The sequence below is a fragment of the Salinispora cortesiana genome (assembly GCF_000484695.1).
Taxonomy (GTDB): domain Bacteria; phylum Actinomycetota; class Actinomycetes; order Mycobacteriales; family Micromonosporaceae; genus Micromonospora; species Micromonospora cortesiana.
The window spans coordinates 41,130-64,112 of record NZ_AXVR01000011.1 but is presented as its reverse complement, the minus strand read 5'-3'; the positions used below and the strand labels follow the sequence as shown (position 1 = coordinate 64,112).

At 70.4% G+C, this 22,983-nt stretch carries 22 protein-coding genes; all 22 read right to left on the bottom strand.

Features of this window, described 5'->3' with window-relative positions; translation table 11 throughout:
• Positions 1 to 33: 33 nt before the first annotated feature.
• The 22 genes from K228_RS0107725 to mraZ all read right to left on the bottom strand — a co-directional run bounded on the left by K228_RS0107725 (position 34) and on the right by mraZ (position 22,873).
• Positions 34 to 1,266: a hypothetical protein gene (locus K228_RS0107725; RefSeq protein ID WP_025617910.1), complete on the bottom strand. Its 1,233-nt coding sequence runs from the start codon at positions 1,264 to 1,266 to the stop codon at positions 34 to 36.
• Positions 1,267 to 1,314: 48 nt separating this feature from the next.
• A complete protein-coding gene (locus K228_RS0107720) occupies positions 1,315 to 2,259 on the bottom strand; it encodes an RluA family pseudouridine synthase (protein WP_025617909.1) in 945 nt (314 codons plus the stop codon).
• The gene (lspA, locus tag K228_RS0107715) at positions 2,256 to 2,969 is read right to left on the bottom strand and encodes a signal peptidase II (RefSeq protein ID WP_025617908.1); all 714 of its coding nucleotides are present in this window, start codon (positions 2,967 to 2,969) and stop codon (positions 2,256 to 2,258) included. Before lspA ends, K228_RS0107720 begins: the two co-directional genes overlap by 4 nt.
• 62 nt (positions 2,970 to 3,031) lie before the next feature.
• Positions 3,032 to 3,451: a TraR/DksA family transcriptional regulator gene (locus tag K228_RS0107710; protein ID WP_018251665.1), complete on the bottom strand. Its 420-nt coding sequence runs from the start codon at positions 3,449 to 3,451 to the stop codon at positions 3,032 to 3,034.
• A gap of 552 nt (positions 3,452 to 4,003) precedes the next feature.
• Positions 4,004 to 4,324: a DUF167 domain-containing protein gene (locus K228_RS0107705; RefSeq protein WP_025617907.1), complete on the bottom strand. Its 321-nt coding sequence runs from the start codon at positions 4,322 to 4,324 to the stop codon at positions 4,004 to 4,006.
• On the bottom strand, positions 4,311 to 4,859 hold the full coding sequence (locus tag K228_RS0107700) for a hypothetical protein (protein ID WP_188116180.1): 549 nt from the start codon (positions 4,857 to 4,859) through the stop codon (positions 4,311 to 4,313). Before K228_RS0107700 ends, K228_RS0107705 begins: the two co-directional genes overlap by 14 nt.
• A gap of 112 nt (positions 4,860 to 4,971) precedes the next feature.
• Positions 4,972 to 5,784 carry a DivIVA domain-containing protein gene (locus K228_RS0107695; RefSeq protein ID WP_025617905.1) on the bottom strand — a complete coding sequence of 271 codons (813 nt, stop codon included), beginning with the start codon at positions 5,782 to 5,784 and terminating at the stop codon, positions 4,972 to 4,974.
• A gap of 41 nt (positions 5,785 to 5,825) precedes the next feature.
• On the bottom strand, positions 5,826 to 6,134 hold the full coding sequence (locus tag K228_RS0107690) for a YggT family protein (protein WP_025617904.1): 309 nt from the start codon (positions 6,132 to 6,134) through the stop codon (positions 5,826 to 5,828).
• Positions 6,135 to 6,164: 30 nt separating this feature from the next.
• Complete coding sequence (locus tag K228_RS0107685; protein ID WP_025617903.1) at positions 6,165 to 6,851, bottom strand: cell division protein SepF; 687 nt, start codon at positions 6,849 to 6,851, stop codon at positions 6,165 to 6,167.
• Between the two features lie 187 nt (positions 6,852 to 7,038).
• Positions 7,039 to 7,785 (bottom strand): YggS family pyridoxal phosphate-dependent enzyme, encoded by a 747-nt coding sequence (locus K228_RS0107680; RefSeq protein ID WP_025617902.1) that lies wholly within the window; start codon positions 7,783 to 7,785, stop codon positions 7,039 to 7,041.
• Positions 7,786 to 7,794: 9 nt separating this feature from the next.
• Entirely contained in the window at positions 7,795 to 8,910 is a 1,116-nt protein-coding gene (ftsZ, locus tag K228_RS0107675) for a cell division protein FtsZ (protein WP_018730744.1), read from the bottom strand.
• Positions 8,911 to 9,136: 226 nt separating this feature from the next.
• Positions 9,137 to 9,919, bottom strand: coding sequence for a cell division protein FtsQ/DivIB (locus tag K228_RS0107670; RefSeq protein WP_025617901.1), 783 nt, complete (start codon positions 9,917 to 9,919; stop codon positions 9,137 to 9,139).
• A 32-nt stretch (positions 9,920 to 9,951) separates the two neighbouring features.
• Entirely contained in the window at positions 9,952 to 11,496 is a 1,545-nt protein-coding gene (murC, locus tag K228_RS0107665) for a UDP-N-acetylmuramate--L-alanine ligase (RefSeq protein ID WP_025617900.1), read from the bottom strand.
• On the bottom strand, positions 11,493 to 12,599 hold the full coding sequence (gene murG / locus K228_RS0107660; protein WP_025617899.1) for an undecaprenyldiphospho-muramoylpentapeptide beta-N-acetylglucosaminyltransferase: 1,107 nt from the start codon (positions 12,597 to 12,599) through the stop codon (positions 11,493 to 11,495). The genes murC and murG overlap by 4 nt, the downstream gene beginning before the upstream one ends.
• The gene (locus tag K228_RS0107655) at positions 12,599 to 14,005 is read right to left on the bottom strand and encodes an FtsW/RodA/SpoVE family cell cycle protein (protein WP_425414504.1); all 1,407 of its coding nucleotides are present in this window, start codon (positions 14,003 to 14,005) and stop codon (positions 12,599 to 12,601) included. Before K228_RS0107655 ends, murG begins: the two co-directional genes overlap by 1 nt.
• A 227-nt stretch (positions 14,006 to 14,232) precedes the next feature.
• Positions 14,233 to 15,357, bottom strand: coding sequence for a phospho-N-acetylmuramoyl-pentapeptide-transferase (gene mraY / locus K228_RS0107650; protein ID WP_025617897.1), 1,125 nt, complete (start codon positions 15,355 to 15,357; stop codon positions 14,233 to 14,235).
• A complete protein-coding gene (locus tag K228_RS0107645; protein WP_025617896.1) occupies positions 15,354 to 16,769 on the bottom strand; it encodes a UDP-N-acetylmuramoyl-tripeptide--D-alanyl-D-alanine ligase in 1,416 nt (471 codons plus the stop codon). The genes mraY and K228_RS0107645 overlap by 4 nt, the downstream gene beginning before the upstream one ends.
• On the bottom strand, positions 16,766 to 18,349 hold the full coding sequence (locus K228_RS0107640; RefSeq protein WP_025617895.1) for a UDP-N-acetylmuramoyl-L-alanyl-D-glutamate--2,6-diaminopimelate ligase: 1,584 nt from the start codon (positions 18,347 to 18,349) through the stop codon (positions 16,766 to 16,768). Before K228_RS0107640 ends, K228_RS0107645 begins: the two co-directional genes overlap by 4 nt.
• 52 nt (positions 18,350 to 18,401) lie before the next feature.
• On the bottom strand, positions 18,402 to 20,552 hold the full coding sequence (locus tag K228_RS0107635) for a peptidoglycan D,D-transpeptidase FtsI family protein (protein WP_025617894.1): 2,151 nt from the start codon (positions 20,550 to 20,552) through the stop codon (positions 18,402 to 18,404).
• Between the two features lie 2 nt (positions 20,553 to 20,554).
• A complete protein-coding gene (ftsL, locus tag K228_RS0107630) occupies positions 20,555 to 21,142 on the bottom strand; it encodes a cell division protein FtsL (RefSeq protein WP_025617893.1) in 588 nt (195 codons plus the stop codon).
• On the bottom strand, positions 21,132 to 22,238 hold the full coding sequence (gene rsmH, locus K228_RS0107625; protein ID WP_029723406.1) for a 16S rRNA (cytosine(1402)-N(4))-methyltransferase RsmH: 1,107 nt from the start codon (positions 22,236 to 22,238) through the stop codon (positions 21,132 to 21,134). The genes ftsL and rsmH overlap by 11 nt, the downstream gene beginning before the upstream one ends.
• Before the next feature lie 206 nt (positions 22,239 to 22,444).
• Positions 22,445 to 22,873 (bottom strand): division/cell wall cluster transcriptional repressor MraZ, encoded by a 429-nt coding sequence (gene mraZ / locus K228_RS0107620; protein ID WP_018721518.1) that lies wholly within the window; start codon positions 22,871 to 22,873, stop codon positions 22,445 to 22,447.
• Between the last annotated feature and the right edge of the window lie 110 nt (positions 22,874 to 22,983).

The following is a 22,983-nucleotide window of genomic DNA, read 5'->3' as shown; positions in this document are numbered from 1 at the left end:
GCCTGACAGGCTACGAACGAAAGCCTATTAGGGCTATACCGGTCCGCCTGCCACCGGGCCGACCTCACCTTCCGAAACCGGCTCGGATGCACCGCTGTCGACCGCGTTCGCCGAGGTGACCGGCGTGGTTGGCGCCTCGGCCGGGTAGCTGAAGCTTGATGAAATCGATGGGGACTTCCGCACCTCCGGGACCGGGGCGGGGTCGGACTCCTCCGTCGGCGGCGGCGGGCTGGGGGTGGCCGGTTCGGGGTCCGGGGTGGAGACGGCCGGATCCGAGACCGCCGGGGTGGGGGTGGCCGGCGTGGAAGTGGTGACCGGATCCGGGACCACCGGATCGGGAACAACCGGGTCAGGAACAACCGGGTCAGGAGCAGCCGGATCCGGGACCACCGGATCGGGGGCCACCGGATCGGGGGCCACCGGATCGGGGGCCACCGGATCGGGCGTGGTCAGATCAGAGTCCGTAAAGGGGTGCGCGACCACCTCCTGCTCAGGCAGGGGCGGGGTGAAGACGGCGCGGTCCAGCCGGTGCACCTCCGGCGCCGGGTCAACGACCCGCACATCCGGTTGGGACGCCACCTGGCGCAGCTCGACCGGCTCTGCGCGAACCACCGCCGCGTAGACACAGGCGCACCCGCCGCGGTATGCCTTGGCTTCGGCCTCCGCCATCTGCGCCGCGCTGAGATACAGCGCGCTCTGCTCGCGCTGCTCTGGTCTCCCGTCACTGACCGCGGCGGCCTGAGCCCGGTAGTCTCCCGCCTCCCGTTCCTTACGAGTCGCCAGATCGGCCATGGCGGTGATCACGTCACCCGGCAGGTCCGGCACGTCGATCCGGACAACCTCGGTCTGCCGCTCCGGTAGCGGCACCCGACCGATGACAGCGGCGACCGGCACGTTGCCGAAGACGTTGGCGGCCTGATGGGGCGTCAGGTATGTCGACAGCGAGACCAGCGCAAAGGTGTCGTCCTCCGGAGACGGGGACGCCGTCGGAAGAGCTTCCAGGTCGTCCGTGGCGTCCTGCAGATAGCCGGGAATTGACTCCCCGGCGGCCACCCCGACCCGGGTCATCTCGTCCGCGGTGGGGGCACCGCCCTGCGGAGCACCGATCCCCCACACCGCGGTGACCGTCACCGCAAGGCAGGAGAGCAACACAGCCGCGAGGAGGACCCCAGGTTGGGCAGGGCCCTGGGCCAGCCGGTTCGCCGTGCCCACAAGATGGGGTAACAGCCGCTGGTCCAGCTGGCGCAGCAGGTCACCGGAGCGCACGGACGGAGATCCCCTCGTCGCGTTGGATCGGTCAGGTCATTCCCGCGCTTAGTCCCGCAGGATTCCCAGCGCGCGGTCCAGGTCGTCAGGGTAGTCGCTGACGAAGCAGACCTCCGCCCCTGTTCGGGGATGGCGGAACCCCAACTCCCGGGCATGCAGCCACTGCCGATCCAGGCCGAGCCGCTTGGCGAGGGTGGGATCGGCTCCGTACGTGAGGTCGCCCACACAGGGGTGGCGCAGCGTCGAGAAGTGCACTCGGATCTGGTGCGTACGGCCCGTCTCCAGCCGTACGTCCACCAGGCTGGCCGCCGGAAAGGCCTCAAGTGTGTCGTAGTGGGTGATGCTGGGCTTACCACCCGAGACCACCGCCCAGCGGTAGTCGTGGTGCGGGTGCCGATCGATCGGGGCATCGATGGTGCCGCGCAACGGATCGAGATGCCCCTGCACCACGGCGTGGTAGCGCTTCTCCACCTCGCGGTACTTGAACGCCCGCTTCAGGAAGGTGTAGGCCTGCTCACTCTTGGCCACCACCATGATCCCGGTCGTGCCGACGTCGAGCCGATGCACCACGCCCTGCCGCTCGGCCGCGCCGCTGGTGGCGATCCGGTGGCCGATCGCGGCAAGCCCACCGATCACGGTCGGTCCGGTCCAACCGGGACTGGGGTGGGCGGCCACACCGACCGGCTTGTCCACCACCACGATGTCGTCGTCGGCATACACGACGCCCAGGCCGGACACCGCCTGCGGCACGACGGCCGGCGGAGCCGCTGGCGCCGGCAGCGTCACCTCCAGCCAGGACCCGGCCCGAATCTTGTAGGAATTAGCCCGCACCGTGCCATCAACCAGTGCGGCGCCCGCGTCGACCAGGGCCGCCGCGGTCGTCCGGGAGAGCCCGAAGAGCCGCGCGACGGCCTGGTCGAGACGGAGTCCGTCGAGCCCGTCCGGGACTGGCAGCGATCGCTGGTCACCGCCGGCCGCGTATGCCGCCGTCATGCCCGCTCCCGCGGCGCGGTGGGGGTCGCCCGTCGTCCGTCCCGGCCGAGCCGGCTGCCGTCGCGCTGGCGGCCGGTCAGCTCGAGGAATACCGCGAGGACGACGCCGCAGACCAGCGCGCTGTCGGCCACGTTGAACACCGGAAATGCCCGACCGTACGGCTCGAGGACACTGATCATGTCGACCACGTGTCCGACGAACCAGCCCGGAGCACGAAAGATCCGGTCCATCAGGTTTCCGAGTGCCCCGCCAAGCACCAGCCCCAACGACACCGCCCAGGGCAGGGAGCGCAGGCGCAGCGCCGTCCAGAGGATCCAGCCGATCACGAGGATGGTGATCAGCGAGAAGACCCAGGTGTAGTCGGCGCCGATGCTCCACGCCGCGCCGCTGTTGCGGGTGAGGCTGAGATAGACCAGGCCGCCCAGGAGTTCGACCGGCTCCCGGCCTTCCAGCGCCTGAAGTGCCAGGTGCTTGGTCCCGAAGTCGAGCGCCAACACGGTGAGGCCGATGCCGAACAGGATCAACGCGGCGGGGCGGCGGGGCGTCGCACCGGCGGCCTCGACGGGCCGGTCCGCCTCAACGGGCCCACCCCCCTCGACGGGCCGGTCCGGCTCGACGGCGCCGTCCGGCTCGGGGGCCGGGCGGCCCGCCGGCTCGGCGGATCCGGCCGCCTCGGCGCGGCCGGATCCCGGGGTCGGTCCTGCGGTCATCTGCTCCCCATCGACGCTCGCGGCGGCGGCGCCGCCTCACCGGGCTGCTGGGGAGCGAGGTCTCAGCGCCGCTCCGCCAGTTGCTTGCAGGTCACACAGAGGGTCGCCGACGGGAAGGCAGCCAGCCGCTCCACCGGGATCGGGTTGCCGCACCGCTCGCACCAGCCGTAGCCACCCTCATCGAGCCGCTCCAGCGCCCGCTCGACCTGCGTGATCCTTTCCAGGATGCTGTTCGCGAGGGAAATCTCCTGCTCCCGCTCGAACGTCTTGGTGCCGGTATCGGCCTGGTCGTCCCCGGCCGAGTCGGTCAGCCGGTCGCGCTGCAGCTCGGTGATCTCGCTCAACGTCTGATCATACTCGGCACGAAGCTCGTCTCGCCGCGCTGCCAGGGCTACCCGGATCTTCTCGGTCTCCGCCGCGCTGCGGGTGGACTTGGTCGCCGGCTTACGGCCGGCGGTCCTCGTGTCGGCTGGCTTCGCCATCGTCGCTCCCTTAGCCGCGGAGCCGCGGAGGACCGCGGCACCTGGACAGAGGCCGCCGCGCTCGGCGCCCCCAGGTACAAAACGGGCGCGCAGCCATAGGGCCGCGCACTCCGGAGGTTCGCAAGGATACGGAACGTACAGGCGTCCGACAATGTGGCGCACCGACGCCCTGACGCCCACCCCGAATTAACTCATCTCGGGCAAAAGGAACGCTAGCAGACTAAATGCTCCGAAACTCGCCGTAATCGCCAAACCCGTACGCCGCTCACCGCTGCCAGCTTGACGGTTCGCAGCCACCGCTCCGCCTCGTTCCGCCGCCGCGGCAGCGTCCGGCGCCGCGGCAGCTTCCCGGCCCCTCGGACCCAAGGAGAGCAGGCTGCCGCCCGCGGAAGTAGCCACCACCGCACCAGGAGCACCCGTTGCCCAGAGCAGGGCAGGGCAAGGCAGGGCAACGGGTCAGGAACCGGGGACCGGAAGCCGAGGGCCGGGCCAAATACCAGGGGTGGGCCAAGTACCAGACGCGAGGCCAGGGCACGTGGTGGTCGGTCCGCCCTATCCGTCGCGGAGCTGGTGCAGCGTCTGGGCGATCTCGGCGCTGACCCCACCGACATAAAAGATCTTGTCTCGACTGGCCGCCCCAGCGCCCAGGGAAACCGCTCTCCGCCGGACTCCGAGCGCTTCGGCGAGGACACGAAGCGCCGCCTCGGTGGCCCGCCCATCCACCGGTGGTGCCGTCACCGCGATAACCAGAGCAGGGCCATAAGGCCCCGGGTAACGGCCCCCAACCCGGGACCGAGACGATCCCGGCTTGATCCGGACCGCGACGGTCAACGGTTCATCGCCGTGGGCGTCGGGCGCCTCAGGCACCGGCACCGCCGCTGGCGATCCGTCCTTCCTCGGTCAACAAGGTGGCGACCGGGGCGCAGTGGGCACAAGGGGTAAAGCCGAGGTCTACCGCCTCGGCGACGGGAAGCGGCTCGGGCTCGCCGAGTAGCCGCGAACAGCCGGCCAGGTGGTAGCGGGGGTGGGCGTCAACCACCCACACCTCCCGGCCGAGTCGGGCCAGCCGTGCTGCCTCCGCCGGGGAAACTGACTGTGGAGCTGGCTCGTCGTTCGCAACCGGTTCGGAGACTGCGACCGGCGGCCCGGGTGGTTGCCGCCACCCGGTGCCGCCATGGTCGATCAGCGGGGGAAAGTGCTGCCCGGGAAGCATGAAGCTCCCCGGTTGCCGGTCGGCACTCCCACCGCCTCGATCAGTCTCGGACGGCGGTCGCTCCGCCGCAGCCCGGGACGCGGCTGCCTGGCGGGCACCCACGACGAGCGCGACGGCGGCCAGCAGACTGGCCGCGATGGAGACAATCAGCAGGAGGCTGGATCCATCAGCGAGGCCAGCCACCAGCAGCACCACCGCAACGAGAATGAGCAGGATACTGGCGACTATCAAAGCCCACCCCCGCGCCTCGTTCCGATTCTGAGCGAGACCGGGCGGCCGTCAGCGCGACGACCGCCGGCCGGTGTGGTCAGCGACCGGCTTCCAGCGCGCCGGAGCGACCGCCGCCGTAGGAGCCGGCGAGACCGGCTGCGGCAAGTCCATTGCCTCCACCAGCGCGCCCACCACCATCGGTCCGGTCGATCTCGACATCCGGGCCCTGCCCACGGCTGTCAAGATCACGCAGCTGACTTTCGAGGTACGCCTTGAGGCGGGTGCGGTACTCGCGCTCGAACTGCTTGAGCCCCTCGATGTGCTCCTGCAACGCAGTGCGCTTGGTGTCCAGGCCACCCATAGCCTCCTGGTGCCGCTGACGGGCGTCCCGCTCCAGGGCATCGGCCTTCGCCCGCGCCTCGCGGGTGACCTCCTCGGCCTTGGACCGGGCCTCGGAGAGCACCTGGTCGGCTTCGCGGCGGGCGTCGGTGACGTGATCATCGGCGGTCCGCTGGGCCATCATCAGCACCCGCAGCGCCTGCTGCTCACCGTCGCCACCGGCCGGCACGGCACCGGCGCCGCGGACCTGCTCCAGCTCCGCCTGCATCGCGCGGGCGGCCTGCTCGGCCCCGGCCTTGTCCCGCTGGACCCGGTCGAGCTGGGCCTTCACGTCGTTGAGCTCGGCGGCGAGCCGGGCGTCACCGCCGGGGCCGACCGGACCGGCGGGGCCGCCGCCACGGCCACCGCGCTCCACCTGAGCGCGCAGCTCGTTGTTCTCCTCGATCAGACGGGCCAGCTCACGCTCGACCTCATCCAGGAAGGCATCGACCTCCTCCTCGTCGTACCCCCGCTTGCCGATCGGCGGCTTTTTGAAGGCGACGTTGTGGACGTCGGCCGGGGTCAGCGGCATCGAAACTCCTCGGGTCAGTTGCGGCCGCGAAAGCGCATCGGTCATCCAGCGGTCCGGTAGATCGACGGCCCTAACACGAACTCCATCAGCACGAACAGGATAACCAGGAGCACAAGGGAGGCCAGGTCGATGCTCACGGTACCAATTCGCAGCGGAGGGATCACACGCCTCAACGCGTGGAGCGGAGGATCAGTGACGCTCCACACGGTTTCCAGCCCCGCCGACGCCCCCCGTCCTGGTTGCCAACGCCGGCCGTACTGGAGCACAGCACTCAACACAAATCGGGACAACAGGATAAGAAGAAAGACAAACAAGACCAGATAAAGAACCTGCAGCAGGATTGACAACACGGCTGGCGACGTCCCTTGCACTCGGGCTGATCAACTGAGGCTGAAGAAGCCGCCCTCAGCGATCTTGGCTTTGTCCTCCGCGGTGACCTGGACATTGGCCGGCGAAAGCAGGAACACCCGGTTGGTCACGCGCTCGATCGTACCGCGCAGCCCGAACGCCAGCCCGGCGGCGAAATCAACCAGTCGCCGGGCATCCGCCTCATCCATCTCCGTCAGGTTGATGATGACGGGGACACCGTCTCGGAAGTGCTCGCCGATCGTCCGCGCCTCCCGGTAGGTCGTCGGGTGCAGCGTGGTGATCTGGTAGCGCTGCTCCTCCTCCACCGGCACCCGCTCCCGGACCGGCGCCTGGGGCGCCAAGGCCAGGTTGTCGCGGGTGTGGTAGGTCAGGGCTCCAGACGACTCGGGGGCGGACCGGGTGATCGATCGGACGCTCGTGCGCTCGACCCGCTCCGACTGCTCGCCCTCCTCGCGGTGGTCGACGTCACTCGACCGTGCCGCAGCCCGCTCCAGACGTCCCCGGTCGCCGAGCCGCGAGCGGGGCGGAGCGGCCTCCTCGACGTCGTCGTCCTCTTCTCCGAAGTCCTCGGAGTATCGGCTCGACCGATACCGCGACTCGCGGTAGCTCCCCTTGTCGTAGCCACCATCGTCGTAAGCCCGCTCGTCGTCCTCCTCGACCAGACCGAGCCAGACCCCCGCCTTGCGCAGCGCACCCATCCCGCGCCCTTCCCGTCCGCCCTACGGCACGCACCCCTGTGCCGTGTCGTCTGCCGCAAGTGGATCACTTCTGCTCGCCGGATCGGCACCCCCCGGGCGCGCGCTTCGCGTCGCGCGCCCCAACCCCGACGAGAGGAATGCCACTCCCACCAAACAACACCGATGTAATTTGCTCCTGGCGGTCAGGCTACCGCAGCGTGGGGCGCATTCCGAGTAACGCGCTGCCTACCCGGACATGTGTCGCGCCGTGCCGGATCGCCGATTCCAGATCCCCGCTCATACCAGCCGACAACATCATCGCCTGCGGATGCTGGACCCGGAACCCGGACGCCACCTCCGCCAACCGGGCAAACGCCCGGTCCGGCTCCCAGCCCAGCGGCGCCACTGCCATCAACCCGCCGAGCCGCAGCCCGTCGGCACCCGCCACCACCTCGGCCACCGGATCGAGTCCCGCGTCCGGGTCGGCGGAGTCGGGCAACGCACCGCCGCGACCCACCGCCCCATCGATGCTGACCTGAAGGAGCACCTCCAACGGCTGGTCCCGTTCTGCCGCCGAGGCCCGATCCAACGCCCGGGCCAACCGGACGCTGTCAACCGACTGCACCACGTCGGCGTACCGGACCACCGACTTCGCCTTGTTCCGCTGCAGCTGGCCAATGAAGTGCCACCGAGGTGTCACCCCCGCCGCGGCCACCTCGGCGGCCTTCACCGCGGCCTCCTGGTCCCGGTTCTCCCCCACCTCGACTGCCCCGAGCCCCACCAGGGCGACAACGTCACTCGCCGGGTACGTCTTGGTTACCGCGATCATGGCCACCTCCCCGGGGTCTCGACCGGCCGCCGCACAGGCGTCGGCGATTCGGGTACGGACTCGGGCAAGGCCAGCTGCAAGATCAGCGTTCCGGTTGGTGGGCGTCGCGGCGGGGGTGTTGGTCATCGGCAGGACTCAGGAACCGTTCTTGAGGAAGTCGGGAACATCGACATCGTCGAAGAGAACCCGACGCGGCGACTGCTGCGGGGCGGGGGTGGTGGGCGGCGCCGGTACCGCCGGCGTGGCCGGTGCCGGCTGATTCTGATTCGTCTTGCGGGCCGGCTCGGCCGCCTTGTATGCGGGCGCGCCTCCGTCGAAGCCTGCGGCGATGACGGTAACCCGCACCTCGTCGCCGAGGGCGTCGTCGATCACCGCACCGAAAATGATGTTGGCTTCCGGGTGGGCCGCGTCGGTGACCAGTTGCGCCGCATCGTTGATCTCGAACAGTCCCAGGTCGGAACCGCCCGCGATCGAGAGCAGCACGCCGCGGGCACCGTCCATGCTCTGCTCCAGCAACGGGCTGGAGATGGCCGCCTCGGCCGCCTCCACCGCCCGGTTTTCACCCCGGGCACTACCGATTCCCATCAGCGCGCTGCCGGCACCGCTCATCACACTCTTGACATCGGCGAAGTCCAGATTGATCAGACCGGGAGTGGTGATCAGGTCGGTGATCCCCTGGACACCGGAGAGGAGCACCTGGTCCGCGGTGCGGAAGGCATCCATCATGGAGATGTTCCGGTCACCGAGCGCGAGGAGCCGGTCGTTCGGGATCACGATCAGCGTGTCGCACTGGTTCCGCAACTCGTCAATGCCGGCCTCGGCCTGCACCTGGCGGCGCTTGCCCTCGAACGAGAACGGCCGGGTGACCACACCGATGGTGAGCGCGCCGAGCTTGCGGGCGATGTTCGCCACCACCGGAGCTCCCCCGGTGCCGGTGCCACCACCCTCGCCGCAGGTCACGAAGACCATGTCGGCGCCCTTCAGAACTTCCTCGATCTCGTCGCGGTGGTCCTCGGCCGCGTTCTTTCCGACATCCGGGTTGGCACCGGCGCCCAGACCACGGGTCAGTTCCCGCCCCACGTCGAGCTTGACATCGGCGTCACTCATCAACAGTGCCTGCGCATCGGTGTTGATCGCGATGAACTCGACGCCCTTGAGCCCAACCTCGATCATTCGGTTGACGGCATTCACGCCGCCACCACCGATACCGACGACCTTGATGACCGCCAGGTAGTTGTGCGGAGGTGTCATCTGAAGGTCCTTTCCCCCTCGAGATTGGCATGGGCCGCGCCACTCGGCTTGCCCAGGATCAACGGTTGACGACGCGGCCATCACCAGGGTTCGGGTGTAAACCCTCACCCTCTACTAGAGGGTTACATTTATGTCAACCACTGATCCTCTTCGGGGCAACGTAAGCGCCTCCGCCCGATGTGCCAAGCAACCCGGCGGCGTGTCGCCCCGGCGGGCAGATCACATATCACCGAACGGTCACCACGTCCGGAGCGCTGACATCGATCGTGGCCGCCGCCCCGTTCAGCAACGCGGTGGCGACCTGCGCCTTGTCTGCCCCCCGGGTCGCGTCCCCCCACACCACCCGCCGCTCATCGCGCAGGTGAAGCGTGAGTCGGGCCAGCCCTTCCACCGTGATGTTCACGAGCTCACCCCGCAGCTGCGGGGTGAGCTCGGCGAGCACCGCCAGAGCGGCCTGGGTCTCCGGATCGGCCGGGCCCGGTGCCGCCAGCCGGATCACCGGTAAGCCGTCGGGGGGCGCCGACAGCCGGCGAAAGACGACCCCAGCAGCATCCACCACGAGAAACCGGTCCTCCTGCGGCACCACCGCCACACCGGTCCGCTCGGTCAGCCGAACCACGAGGGCATCCGGCCAGTCCCGCGTCACGTCAACCCGCTCGACCGCCGGCAGGGCCCCGATGCGCGCCGCGGTGGCGGCAAGGTCCACCCGGGCCAGTGGCGTGCCGTCGGGCACACCCGCGACATCACGCACCTCGACCGGGGTCACCAACTCGGCCCCCTCCACCCGCACCTCACGCACCCCGAACAGGCCAGTGCCGACCAGTATCCAGCCGACCAACCCCGCCAGCGCCAACCCGCCAGCCGTGAGCGCCCAGGGCAAAACGGCGCGCATTCGGCGCCGCCGGGCCCGGGCCATGAACCGTCGGGTTGAGGCGGGCACCGCGTCCCGGCCGGCCCGAACCAGCTGCCACCGGCGGACCGGCCCCCGGCGGCCGACACCCCCCTCCACCCCGGAGGTACGCCGACGCGTAGGCCCCGAACTCATCCGGCGGTGGAAACATCTGGAGTGGAGCCACCCGGGATGTCGGGGACGGTGCCCCCGATCGTCGTCGCACCCCCGACGTCACCGCCGGGCACGATGCCGGTGGGGCTCGCCGCGGCCCGCTTCGACAACGCGTCGAGCAGTTGGTCGCCCAGCAGCGAACTGGGCGGCGCGCCCATCGTCACCACGACATCACCCGGCTTGGCCCGGCGGGCCACCTCGACCGGGGCCGCCTCCCAGGAGTCCACGAAGACCTTCCGGTCGGCCGGCAGCGGCACCGCCTCGATCAACGCCGCCGACCCCTCCCCCGGCTCCCGCAACTCCCCGGGGCCGAAGACCTCCAGCAGCACCAACTCGTCGGCGATGGCGAGGGCCTCGGCGATCTCCGCCTGCAGATCCCGGGTGCGGTAGAGCCGATAGGGCTGGAACACCACGATCAGCCCTCCGTCGCCGGCCACCTCCCGCAGCGTCCGCAGGGCCAGCGCAATAGGTGTCGGGTGGTAGGCGTACTCGTCGTAGACCAGCACATCGTCCGCGACGCCCTTACGCTCGAAGCGCCGCCGCACGCCGGGGAAGGCCGCCAGCGCGGCCTGCGCCGCCTCCAGCGGCAGGTCCAATAGGTATTCGGCAAGCACCGCCGAGGCGCTGTTGAGACCCATGTGCCGCCCCGGCACCGGCAGCCGGAACTCGCCCAACGACCGGCCATCGATCTCGGCGAGATAGCGAATGCCCCGGGTGGATGAGGCCATCTCGGTCAGCCGTAGGTCCGCGTCGGTCGCGGTGCCATACGTGTGCACCCGCCGCCCCTCGGCCCGCAGCGTCTCGGCCAGCCGCCGGCTCCCCGGGTCGTCAGCACAGGTGATGATGAAACCGTCCGGGTCGGTGAGGCGGGCGAAGTCAGCGAAGGCCGCTTCCAGATTGGCCAGGTCACCGTAGGTGTTCAGGTGGTCGGCCTCAATGTTGGTGATGATCGACACGAATGGCCGATAGATCAGAAAGGAGCGGTCGCTCTCGTCCGCCTCCACCACGAAGTACTCACCCGTGCCGTGGTGTGCACCGGAACCGACCTCAGATATCTCCCCGCCGATCACGAAGGACGGATCCACCCCGGCCTGCTGGAGCACCATGGTCACCATCGAGGTGGTGGTGGTCTTGCCGTGGGTGCCCGCCACCGCGACCGTCCGCCGGCCGGTCATCGCCGCCGCAAGTGCCTCGGAACGGTGCAGCACCCGCAGGCCACGACGGCGCGCCTCCACCAGCTCCAGGTGGTCGGGGGGGATTGCCGAGGAGTAGACGACGGTGTCCACACCGTCGAGGTTGGCCACCTCGTGACTCATGTGGATGGTGCCACCCAGTGCCCGCAGGCCCGCCAGGGATGGCCACTCGCGCAGCTCGCTGCCGGAGACCGAGATCCCGCGGGTGAGGAAGAGCCGGGCCAGGCCACTCATCCCGACCCCGCCCGCCCCGATCAGGTGGATGGCGCCGAGATCCTCCGCGGTCAGCCCACCGGCCGGCGAGAACCTCGCCGCACTCGTCCCGCTCACCGGACCACCGCCTCATAGACAAAGTTGAGTAGTGCTTCGTCGCCGTCGCGATGCCCGTACGCGGCTGCGGCAGCCCCCATCATGGCCAGCCGATTCGGGTCACGGATCAACGGGATCACCGTGTTCTCCACCCAGGCCGGTGTCAGCTCGGCGTCGTCAACGAGTAGTCCGCCCCCGGCCTCCACCACCGGCAACGCGTTTCGTCGCTGCTCCTGGTTGCTGTGCGGGTACGGCACGTAGATCGTCGGCAGCCCGACCGCCGCCACCTCTGCGCAGGTCATCGCCCCGCCCCGGCCGAGCATCAGGTCGGCCGCGGCGTACCCCAGCTCCATCTGCGACAGGTACGGCACCGTCACGTACGGTGCGGGCAGGTCGGTCGGCACCGACACCGCCTCATTGCGTGCACCGACCACGTGCAGCACCTGCACTCCGTTCCGGGCCAGTTCCTTGGCCGCCCCGGTGACCGCCAGGTTGATCGAGCGGGCGCCCTGTGATCCGCCGGCGACGAAGAGCACCGGCAGGTCTGGACGGAGACCGAAGTGGGCGCGGGCGGCGGTGCGCATGGCAGCCCGGTCCAGACCGGCGATGCCCCGGCGCAGCGGCACCCCCACCACCCGGGCACCGCGCAGCGACTCGGCCTGCGCCGGTTGGTGCGGGAAGCCCACCGCGACGTGCTTGGTGAACTTCATGCCCAGCCGGTTGGCCACCCCCGGCGGCACATTGACCTCGTGGATGACGATCGGCAGCTCACGTCGCCAGGCAGCGAGGTACGCCGGAACCGAGACGTATCCGCCGAACCCCACCACCGCATCGGCCTGCACCTCGTTGATGACCTTGCCGGCCGCCCGGGCCGCGGTCCACATCCGGCCCGGGGTCTTCACCAGGTCCAGGTTGACCGAGCGGGGGAGCTGGTACGCGGGGATCTGACGCAGGTCGTACCCGGCGGGCGGGATCAGCTCGTTCTCCAGCCCCTTGGGGGTGCCCAGACAGGTGATCCGGATGCCGGAGTCGTGTCGGCGCAGGCAGTCGGCGAAGGCGAGCAGCGGGTAGATGTGCCCCCCGGTGCCACCTCCCGCAAGCACCACCGAACGCAGCGGACCCATCACCGTCTCCTCTCCTCCGCCGACCCACGCCGGGCCCGATTCGCCCGAACCGCACGCGGTGCGGCCTGGTCGTCTCCATGCCGCCCCCGGGGCGCCCGGGCCCGGGGCGCAGGTGGGGCACCCGGGCGACGCCGGCCGGGAAGCGGCGGCAATGGGGCCCAGACTAGTCGGACCCATCGGGCCGGCGGACGGGCATGCAGGGCTCTCGCCGCATCAGGTTCGGCTCGGGCGAACGAGGCGAGCATGCCGACCGCGGCGAGCGTGACGATCAGGGCGCTCCCGCCATCGGAGATGAACGGCAGCGGCACACCGGTCAGCGGCAGCAACCCGATCACGCCACCTATGTTGATCACGGCCTGGCCGATCAGCCAGGCGGTCGCCGCGGCGGCGGCGAGCTGCCGGAACCGGCCGGTCACTCGGCGGGCGATCCGCAGCCCGGTGTACGCGAGCACCGCGAAGAGCGCCACGACCACACCGCACCCGACAGCACCCAGCTCCTCAGCGATGATCACGAAGATGAAGTCATTCTCCGCGGCGGGAAGCGAGCCCCACTTCAGGGAGCTTTTGCCCAACCCGGTGCCGAACCAACCCCCGTTCTCGATCGCGTAGCGCGCTTGCAGCATCTGGTAGCACTCGTGCAGCTTGCAGGTATCGAGCGGCGGCGGGTCAAAGAAGTTCGTCAGCCGGTCCAGCCGAAAATTACCCTCGTCCTCCTGGCCCGCCTTGCTCGACCCAGCGCCGAATGAAGCGACCGCCACCAGCAGACCGACACCGAACAGGCCGATCGCGCTCAGCACCGCGAAGACCCGCATCCGCACCCCGGCCGCCCAGAGCAGCCCGACGACCAGGGCCAGCAGACAAAGCAGCGTGCCCAGGTCGTTGTAGCCGACCAGCACGAACAGCAGCCCCAGCACCGGGAAGAACGGCGTGGCCAACTCCCGCCACCAGCCGAGCCTGGCGCCCTTTCGGGCGAGCACGTCCGCACCCCACAGAACGAGGGCGAACTTCGCCAGCTCGGAGGGCTGAAGCTGGAACGGCCCGACGTACAGCCAGTTTAGTTGTACGGAGAACGGGCCGACCTGTTTGACGCCGGCCAGCGAGCGGAGCGCGAGCAACAGATTCAGGAGCAGCAGCAACCCCACCGTGCCCCAGAGCGCCGGCCAGGCGACCGCCTGGAAGGTGCGGACCGGCAACCGCTGGCACGCCCAGAAGGCCACGATGCCGAACACCGCAAAGATGGCCTGCTCGGTCAGGGACGCGGTGGCATCGCCGCGTTTGGCAAAGTCCTCCACGCTGGTCGCCGAGAAGACCATGGTGAGACCGATCAGCAGCAGCAGGCCGGCGCTGAACAGCAGGAGGTAGTAGGAGGCCAGCGGCCGGTCCAGCAGGCCACGCAGCGCCGCCAACCCGCCGGCACCGCTCAGTCCGCGCAGGGGCGGAGCGTCAGGAGGTTCCTCGGGTGGCCGCGCCACCCGAGGAACCTCGGCGGTACGCGTACCCCCCGACGGCCGACGCCGCTCCGCCCCCGGGCTGTCCTCGATATCTGGTCCCTCCCCCACCCGCCCATCATCGCGGGTGGAGGAGGGGTGGTCCCCGCAACCGTCTCCTCGGCGTGTCGAGAAATTCGGTCCGGTCAACCGACGCGGGCGAGGAACTCGCTGTAGAACAGGCCCAGGGCGATCGCCACCCCGATGCCGGCGATGATCCAGAACCGCACCACGATGTTGACCTCGCTCCAGCCGGCGAGCTCGAAGTGGTGCTGCAACGGTGACATCCGGAAGACCCGCTTGCCGATGGTCCGGAAGGAGATGATCTGAATCACCACGGACATCGTGATGATGACGAAGAGCCCGCCGATGATCGGCAGCAGCAGGATCGTCCGGGTCGACATCGCCATTCCGGCGATCAGACCACCCAGGCCCAGCGCCCCGGTGTCGCCCATGAAGATCCGGGCCGGCGAGGTGTTCCACCAGAGGAACCCGACGCAGGCGCCGGCTGCCGCGCCAGCGATCAACGCGATCTCCAGCGGGTCCCGAACCGCGTAGCAGTACTCCTGGGTGTAGTTCGGGTCGGCGCACCAGTGCCGGTACTGCCAGAAGGCGATCAACGCGTACGCCGCGAGCACCATCACCGAGGCGCCGGTGGCCAGACCGTCCAGACCGTCGGTGAGGTTGACGCCGTTGGTGGCTGCCATCACCACGAAGATGAAGAGAATGACCGCGCCGACCTTGGTGAGCTCCAGCGCGGGGATGTCCCGGATGAAGCTCAACGTCGTGCTGCCGACCGTCTCGGTGTTGGTCAACGTGCCCTGAGAGTCGGTCATGGTGCTCGGGAAGTAGAGCGCGATCACCCCGAACACCGCCCCGACCAGGATCTGACCGAGCAGCTTGCCGCGCTTGTTGAGGCCGCCACTGTGCCGCTTGCGGACCTTCAGGAAGTCGTCAATGAAACCCACCGCGCCGGAGAACACCATCAGCCCCAGCAGCACCAGCGCCGTGATGGTCGGTTCGACCTGAGCGATCTGCGCGTCCGGCAGCGTGGTCAGGGCCAAGTGACCGGCGACGTACGCGATGACGGTGGCCAGGATGAAGACCACCCCGCCCATCGTCGGCGTGCCCTTCTTGCCCTGGTGCATCACCGGCCCCTCGGCCCGAATGGGCTGGCCGGCCTTCAACCGGGTGAAGACCTTGATCGCAATCGGGGTGCAGAACAGCGAGACCAGGAAGGCCACCCCGACCGCGACGATGACTGCCCTCATGCCAGGCCACCGTCCGCTCCCGCGCCCCGATCGGTCACGGCGTCGGCGCGCAGCGCGTCCGCCACCTCCCAGGTGCGGTACCGCGAGCCCTTCACCAGGACGACGTCACCGGGCCGCAGGTCTCCCCGCAGCACCTCGACGGCGCCCGCCTGATCGGTGAGCTGCACCGATTCTCCTTCCCAGTCACGTACCGATGTTGCGCCCTGATGGATTGGGGCCGCCGCCTCGCCCACCACGAGCAGGCGGTCCACCCCGAGGTCGGCGGCGAGTCGACCGACCTCGACATGCCCGTCCTGCTCGTACGGCCCCAGTTCGGCCATGTAGCCGAGCACCGCGATGGTGCGCCGCTGTCGGAACCCGGCCAGCGCCCGCAGGGCGGCGGCCATCGAGGCGGGGTTGGCGTTGTACGAGTCGTCGATGACGGTGACCCCGTCCACCCGCTCGAAGACGTCCATCCGACGACTCGAGACCAGCCCGAGCTCACCCAGGGCGGTCGCCAGCTCGGTCACCGGCATTCCCAGTTCCCGGGCCACCGCGGCGGCGGCGAGCGAGTTGGACACCTGGTGCCGGCCGGTCAGCCCGAGCCGCACCGGCGCGCGCCCCTCCGGTGTCACCAGCGTGAACGACGGCCGGCCCCGCTCGTCGAGCAGCACGTCAACGGCGCGTACGTCCGCATCGGCCGCCTCGCCGAAGCGGACCACCCGCGCCCGGGTTCGCGTCGCCATCGCGGCGACGAGGTCATCGTCGGCGTTGAGCACGGCCAGCCCCTCCGCCGGCAGCGCCGCCACCAGTTCCCCCTTCGCCAGGGCGATGGTCTCTCGGGAACCGAACTCACCGATGTGGGCCACCCCCACGTTGAGCACCACGGAGATCTGCGGCGGTACCACCTCGCAGAGGTAGCTGACGTGCCCCACCCCGCGGGCCCCCTTCTCCAGCACGAGGTAACGGGTGCCCGGGTCGGCCTGGAGCGCCGTATAGGGATGCCCCAGCTCGTTGTTGAACGAGCCGGGCGGGGCGACCGTCGGCCCGAGTCGAGCGGTGAGGGCAGCGATCAGATCCTTGGTGCTGGTCTTGCCCGAGGAGCCGGTGAGACCGACGACGGTCAGCTCGGGCAACCGGTCCACCACCGCGCGGGCCAGTCGCCCCAGCGCCAGCTGGGCATCGGCTACCAGCACCATCGGCACGCCGGGCAGCACCCGGGTGCCGAGCACCGCCACCGCACCCGCCCGGATCGCCCCTTCGGCGTAATCGTGCCCATCCACCCGTTCCCCGGGGAAGGCGACGAAGAGCCCGCCCGGGCCGACCTTGCGGGAGTCGAACTCGACCGAGCCGGTGACCGCGACGCTCGGGTCAGCGGCGGCCAACCGGCCGTCGACCGCTGCCGCCACCTCGGCCAGGCTCAGCCGGATCACGGCTGCCCCACCTGGTCGCCGAAGCGGGCCCGCAGCGCGGCGGCCAGCTCAGTGCGGTCGTCGAAGGGATGCATCTGCCCGCCAACCTCCTGCCCCTGCTCGTGCCCCTTGCCCAACAGCGCCACCACGTCCCCCGGCGCAGCGAGCTCGACCGCCGCCGCGATCGCCGCACGCCGACCGGGCACCTCCAGGACCTGCACCTCGGTGTCGGCCCGACGCACGCCGGCGAGCACCTCGGCCCGGATCTCGGCGGGATCCTCGGTCCGCGGGTTGTCGTCGGTCACCAGCACCACATCTGCTCCCTGGGCGGCGGCGACGCCCATCAGGGGCCGCTTGCCCCGGTCCCGGTCGCCGCCGGCGCCGAGTAGGCAGATCAGCCGGCCGGTGCTGAACTCCCGCAGGGCGGCCAGCGCGGCGACGATCGCATCGGTCTTGTGCGCGTAGTCGACGACGCCGCGCACCGGGCCGGGGGACGGCACCAACTCCAGCCGACCGGGGACGCCGCCGCAGTCAGCCACCCCAGCAACAGCGGCCCGCGGCGCCACCCCGGCCGCCACCAGCACGGCGACGGCGAGCAGCGCGTTGGCGACGTTGTGCCGTCCGGGCAGGGCCACCCCGGCGGGCAGGATCAGCCCGTCCGGGCCGTGCAGGGTGAAGCGCTGCGCGTACCCCTCGCCACCGACCTCGTCGGCCCACCAGGTGGCGGAGCGGTCGCCGGCCGCGGAGTAGGTCACGGTGGCGGGTCGACGCAGCGGAATCAGCGCCGGGTCGTCGTGGTTGAGCACCTCCACCTCGCAACGGCCGTCGAAGAGCTTCGCCTTGGCGGCGAAGTAGTCCGCGGAGTCGGCGTGGAAATCGAGGTGGTCGGAGCCGAAGTTGGTGTAGCCGCCGACGGTGAACCGGACGCCGCCGACCCGCCCCATGGCCAGGGCGTGGCTGGACACCTCCATGACCACGGCGGTGACGCCGCGCTCTCGGGCAGCGGCGAGCATGGCGTGCAGGTCGGTCGCCTCGGGCGTGGTCCGGACACTGTCGATCGCCAGATCGCCGAGGCGGGTCTCCACCGTGCCGATCAGACCGGTGGTGTGCCCGGCCGCCCGCAGCCCTGACTCGACCAGGTACGCCGTGGAGGTCTTGCCCGCGGTTCCGGTCACCCCGATCACCGTCAACCCGGCGGTCGGGTCGCCGTACACCACACTGGCCAGGTCCCCCAGCACGGCCCGCGGGTCTGGCACCACCAGCATGGGCAGACCGGCTTCCGCGGTCGCGGCCGCGCCATCCGGGTCGGTGAGCACAGCCACCGCACCAGCCTGGGCCGCGGCCGGAACGAATTCGGCACCATGCCGCCGGGCACCCGGCAGGGCCGCGTACAGGTCGCCGGGGCGGACCTCCTGGCTGGCGTGCGTCACCCCGGTGACCGTCGGTTCCGCTGGCGGGGACCGGAGGTCAACGGCGTCCGCGCGGGACTCGGCGGCGAGCCGAGCGGCGAGGCTACCGAGCCGGATTCCGGTCACGCTACGAGGGCGAGGATTGCCGGACACGGCGTCAGACCCTACCCGGTCGTCCGGTTCCGGCCGCACAGCCGCCCCGGTGGTTCGTCGGCACGCACCGATGATGTCCCGTCTACGCTGGTCAGCGGGGAAAGACGTCAAAGTTGGGCGGTGGGACCGGCGACTGCGGCACCCGATAGTGCTGCAAGGTGAACCGCATCATGTCGGCGAACACCGGCGCGGCGATGTCGCCGCCACCGCCCCCGGGAGTGTGGGCGAAGACAGCGATCACATATCGGGGCTTCTCCACCGGGGCCATCCCGATAAACGCCGCCACCTCACCGGGCTGCTTCTGCCCGTCTACCCGCCGAGTGCCGGTGCCGGACTTCCCGGCCACCCGGTAGCCGGAGACTGCCGCGGCCCGACCGGTCGCGCCGTCGACGGTGGTCACCGCCTCCATGATGGTACGCAGCTCGGCGGCGGTCTCCGGGGTCAACACCTCCCGGGTCGTCGGCGCCTCCGGCGTGGTCCGCTCTCCCTGTGGCCCGACGATCTCCTTCACCAGCCGCGGCGCCACGTACGTGCCGTCGTTGGCGATGGTCGCGTACGCGGCAGCCATCTGGATCGCGGTGACGTCCACGCTGTGCCCGATCGGCACCGACCCGTACGACGAAGCACTCCACTGGTCGGCGGGGAGCAGCGCACCGCTCGCCTCCCCGAGTAACCCGACACCGGTCGGCTCACCGAGCCCGAAGCGCTTCTGGTAGTCGATGAGCCGGTCCGGACCGAGCTGGTCGGCGATGGCGATGGTGCCGACATTGGACGAGTACGCCATCATCCCCGCCAAGCTCATCCGTTTACCGTTCGCCCTGGTGGTGTCGGCGAACGTGGTGTCACCGAGGCGGACGGTGTTGGGGACGGGCAGGGTGGTGTCCGGGGTGATGACGCCCTCCTGGAGGGCGGCGCCGAACGTGATCGCCTTGTGCACCGACCCCGGTTCGACCACGAAGCCGGTCGCCACGTCGTCCCGGTCGGCCGGGTCGCTCTCCTGCCAGTCCGCGACGTCGTAGGTCGGGTAGGAGGCCTGGGCGAGAACCTCGCTGGTGCCTACCTCCAGGATGACCGCGGTTGCGGTCGAGCCGTTGACCGCCGCCATCGCCTCGGCCAGCTTGGCCTGCACCACGTATTGCAGGTCCCGGTCGAGAGTGAGGCACACCGAGCTGCCCGGTTTCGCCGCGGTCGTCTCGCTGAAGCCGCCGGGGATCTGCGCGCCCCGCCACCCCACCTCATACCGTTCCAGACCGTCCTTGCCGGCGAGCACCTCGTCATAGCCGGCCTCGAGCCCTTCCAGGCCGACCATATCCGGGCTGGTGAAGCCGATCAGGTTGGCGGCCAGATCCCCACCGGGGACCTCCCGTCGCTCATCTCGCTCGACGCCGACACCAGCCAGCTCAAGGTCCTCGATCTGCTCGGCCAGGTCAACGTTCACCCCCCGTTTGAGGTACACGAACTCCAGTTCGTCGCCGTTGGTCTTGCGCTTGCGCATCTTCTCGGCGAGCTCCGCCGCCGGGATACCGAGCGGTTCGGAGAGCGCCTGCGCGGTGGTCACCGGGTCGTCGATCAGGGTCGGGTCGGCGAAGACATACCGAGCCTCGACACTGTGCGCCAGCACCTCGCCGTCCCGGTCGTAGATCGAGCCACGAGGCGCCGGCAGAGTCACAGTTGTCAGTCGATCCTCGACTCCGGCACCGGCGTAGTCCGGATTCTCCACGACCTGCAGCACGACGAGCCGAATACCGATGACGGTGAACAGGGTCAGCACCAGCGCGGTGCCGAGCCGCAGCCGACGGCCGGGGTCGGCCAGACGGGGTGGCCTCAGCCGGCGGCGTCGCGTCGGCCGAGCTGAGGTTGGGCGCGGCGGGCGTCGCCGCGGCGGTGGTTCCTCCGCCGGTGGGCGCCGAGGCACGGTGCGCACCACGGAGGTGCGACGCGGCGGGTTCGCCCGCCGGGCAGCACCGCCCCGCCCACCGCTGAGCACCTGGAGTGCCGGACGGAACGGGTCACCGGAGCGACTGTGATCTCCTCGCGGTGTCCGACGGGGCTCCGCGCGACCTGCGCGGGCGTCCCCCAGCCGCTGCTCGCCGATGCTGCGACCGCGGGGGGTGTAGGCCCGGGCACCAGAGATGCCACCACCCGACTCTGCCGGGCGGGGATCGGCTGAACTGTCGGCGCGGGACGGGCCGCGCCGGGACCCCTTGGCGTCCCGGCGCGGCTCCTCCGATCTCGGCGGCACAGCTACCCCCCGCTACCCGGCTGACCGGCCCCCGACGCTAGCCCGCTGCCCGGCTGCGGCACATCGATGGCCGCGCCGCCGTCGGGAAGCTGGATGTAACCCGGCTCGAGCTCGACAAGACCAAGCTTGCGCGCGGCTTCGAGCAGATTGCCCGGCGCCTTCGCCTCGGTGATCTGTTGGTTCAGCTGCTGCTGCTTCAGGTTGAGGGTGGTCTGCTCCCGCTGGAGTTGAGACAGCCGAATCGCGTTCTCATTGATCTTGGTGTTGACCAACAGGATGCCGAGCACCCCGCCGACCACCAGGACGACGACCAACGTGGCAAACGGTGCGCGCGGCACCGATACCGGAGCCGGTGGCGCCACCCGCAGCCGAGTCGTTCGGGTGCTGGTCCGCGCGCTCGGGCGCAGCGCCGCGGTGCCCTGGGTCGGGAACGCACGCGTACCCCCCGCGCGGGTCGCCCCCGGCCGCCCCGCCGGCAGCGTCTGGGTGCCGGCGCGCGTGGCCCGCTCCGCCGCGGTCCGGCCCCCCGCCCGCGGTGTGCGCTGCCCGCCACCGGCCCCGTTCCGGCGGTCGCGCTTGTCAATCGTCATGTCCCTCCCCCTCGTCATCCGTCCCTGTCCCGTCATCCCCCGAGGCCGGCCGTCGCACGGCCGGACCCGTCCCCGGTTGGTGCATCGCTCGGACCCGCCGCCGGTACCGTTCGCGGTCGGTACGCTGGCGCTGCTGCAGGGTCGGGTCGAGCCGTTCGGCGGCCCGCAGCCGCACCGAGGCGGCCCGTGGGTTCGCCGCGACCTCCGCCTCGCCGGGCAGCTCCGCCCCTCGGCTAAGGAGCCGGAAGGTCGGGCCGGTCCCGGGCAGTTCGACCGGAAGGTCGATCGGACCCTTGCTGCGAACCCGGTCCGCGAGCGCCACCTTGGTGAGCCGGTCCTCCAACGAGTGGTAGGACAGGACCACCATCCGGCCCTCGATCGTGAGCCGGTCGAGCGCCGCCGGCAGCGCCGTCTCCAACGCCGCCAACTCTCGGTTCACTTCAATCCGTAGCGCCTGAAAGGTCCGCTTTGCCGGATGACCACCGGTGCGCCGCGCCGGCGCGGGGATTGCCTGCCGGACCAACTCAGCCAACCGCGCCGACGAGGTGATCGGGGCCCGGTCCCGCTCCCGAATGATCGCGGACGCGATCCGCGGCGCGAACTTCTCCTCGCCGTAGACCCGCAGCACCCGGGCCAGCTCCGGATGCGAATAGGAATTGACCACCTCCTCGGCGGTCACTCCCCGGCTCTGGTCCATCCGCATGTCCAACGGGGCGTCCTGCGCGTAGGCGAACCCGCGGTCGGGCGCGTCAAGCTGCAACGAGGAGACCCCGAGGTCAAAGAGGATCCCGTCCACCGCGGGATGGCCGAGCCGATCGAGCACCTCGGGCAACTCGTCGTAGACGGCGTGCTCCAGGTGGACCCGGTCCGCGAAGCGGGCCAGTCGCACACGTGCGTGCGCCAGCGCCTCGGTGTCCCGGTCCAGCCCCACCAGCATGGTTCGCGGATGCGCCGTCAGTATCGCCTCGGCGTGCCCGCCCAACCCCAGCGTGGCATCGACGTAGACCGTCTGACCCGTCCGGTCCAGCGCGGGAGACAGCAGCTCGAGACAGCGCTCAAGCAGCACCGGCACGTGCGCACCGCGTAGCTCCCCCATGTCGCCCCCCACTGGTTCCGTCCCGTCTGTCGTGCCGTGCCTGTCGTCGGACGGTGCCCCCGCCGTCGTACCACCAGATCCCCATCCGCTCCCGCCCACCTTCCGGCAACGGCCCCCGATCGGATCGTGCGCCTGGCACCGGGGAAGGGATGCCAGGAACTCGAAAAGCGGCTGGAGATCTCGCGGTACGCCAGGCGCCGTCGCGCCTACAGACCGGGCAGCACCCCCTCCTCGATGTCAGCGAATTCGTCTTCGCTCTCGGCGAGGTAGCTCTCCCAGGCGACCCGGTCCCAGATCTCCACCCGGGTGTGCGCACCGATCACCACCAGATCCCGGTCGAGTGCGGCGTACTCCCGCAGGTGACCCGGGATGGTCACCCGACCCTGCTTGTCGGGGACCTCGTCGTGCGCGCTGGCGAAGAAGACCCGACTGTAGGCCCGGGCCGCCTTGTGCGTCATCGGCTGCGCGCGTAGCTGATCCGCGATGCGCTGGAACTCTGGCGTCGGGAAGACATAGAGGCAACGCTCCTGCCCTTTGGTGATCACGACACCCCCCGCCAGCTCATCCCGGAACTTCGCCGGAAGGATCAGCCGGCCCTTGTCGTCCAGGCGTGGAGTGTGGGTGCCGAGGAACACGGCCCAAACCCCCTCGCCCTTCAAGCGGCGTTCGCGGCGCCGCTGACCCCCGGGCCGGTGGGCCCTCCCGGCCGCACCATCGGGCCCCACTCTACTCCACTTCCCTCCAC

Excerpts from the sequence above, each read along its gene's own strand:
- K228_RS0107720 (WP_025617909.1), bottom strand. The coding sequence starts at position 2,259 with ATGACGGCGGCATACGCGGCCGGCGGTGACCAGCGATCGCTGCCAGTC.
- lspA (WP_025617908.1), bottom strand. The coding sequence starts at position 2,969 with ATGACCGCAGGACCGACCCCGGGATCCGGCCGCGCCGAGGCGGCCGGA.
- K228_RS0107710 (WP_018251665.1), bottom strand. The coding sequence starts at position 3,451 with ATGGCGAAGCCAGCCGACACGAGGACCGCCGGCCGTAAGCCGGCGACC.
- K228_RS0107695 (WP_025617905.1), bottom strand. The coding sequence starts at position 5,784 with ATGCCGCTGACCCCGGCCGACGTCCACAACGTCGCCTTCAAAAAGCCG.
- K228_RS0107685 (WP_025617903.1), bottom strand. The coding sequence starts at position 6,851 with ATGGGTGCGCTGCGCAAGGCGGGGGTCTGGCTCGGTCTGGTCGAGGAG.
- K228_RS0107680 (WP_025617902.1), bottom strand. The coding sequence starts at position 7,785 with ATGACCAACACCCCCGCCGCGACGCCCACCAACCGGAACGCTGATCTT.
- ftsZ (WP_018730744.1), bottom strand. The coding sequence starts at position 8,910 with ATGACACCTCCGCACAACTACCTGGCGGTCATCAAGGTCGTCGGTATC.
- murG (WP_025617899.1), bottom strand. The coding sequence starts at position 12,599 with ATGGGTCCGCTGCGTTCGGTGGTGCTTGCGGGAGGTGGCACCGGGGGG.
- mraY (WP_025617897.1), bottom strand. The coding sequence starts at position 15,357 with ATGAGGGCAGTCATCGTCGCGGTCGGGGTGGCCTTCCTGGTCTCGCTG.
- ftsL (WP_025617893.1), bottom strand. The coding sequence starts at position 21,142 with ATGACGATTGACAAGCGCGACCGCCGGAACGGGGCCGGTGGCGGGCAG.
- rsmH (WP_029723406.1), bottom strand. The coding sequence starts at position 22,238 with ATGGGGGAGCTACGCGGTGCGCACGTGCCGGTGCTGCTTGAGCGCTGT.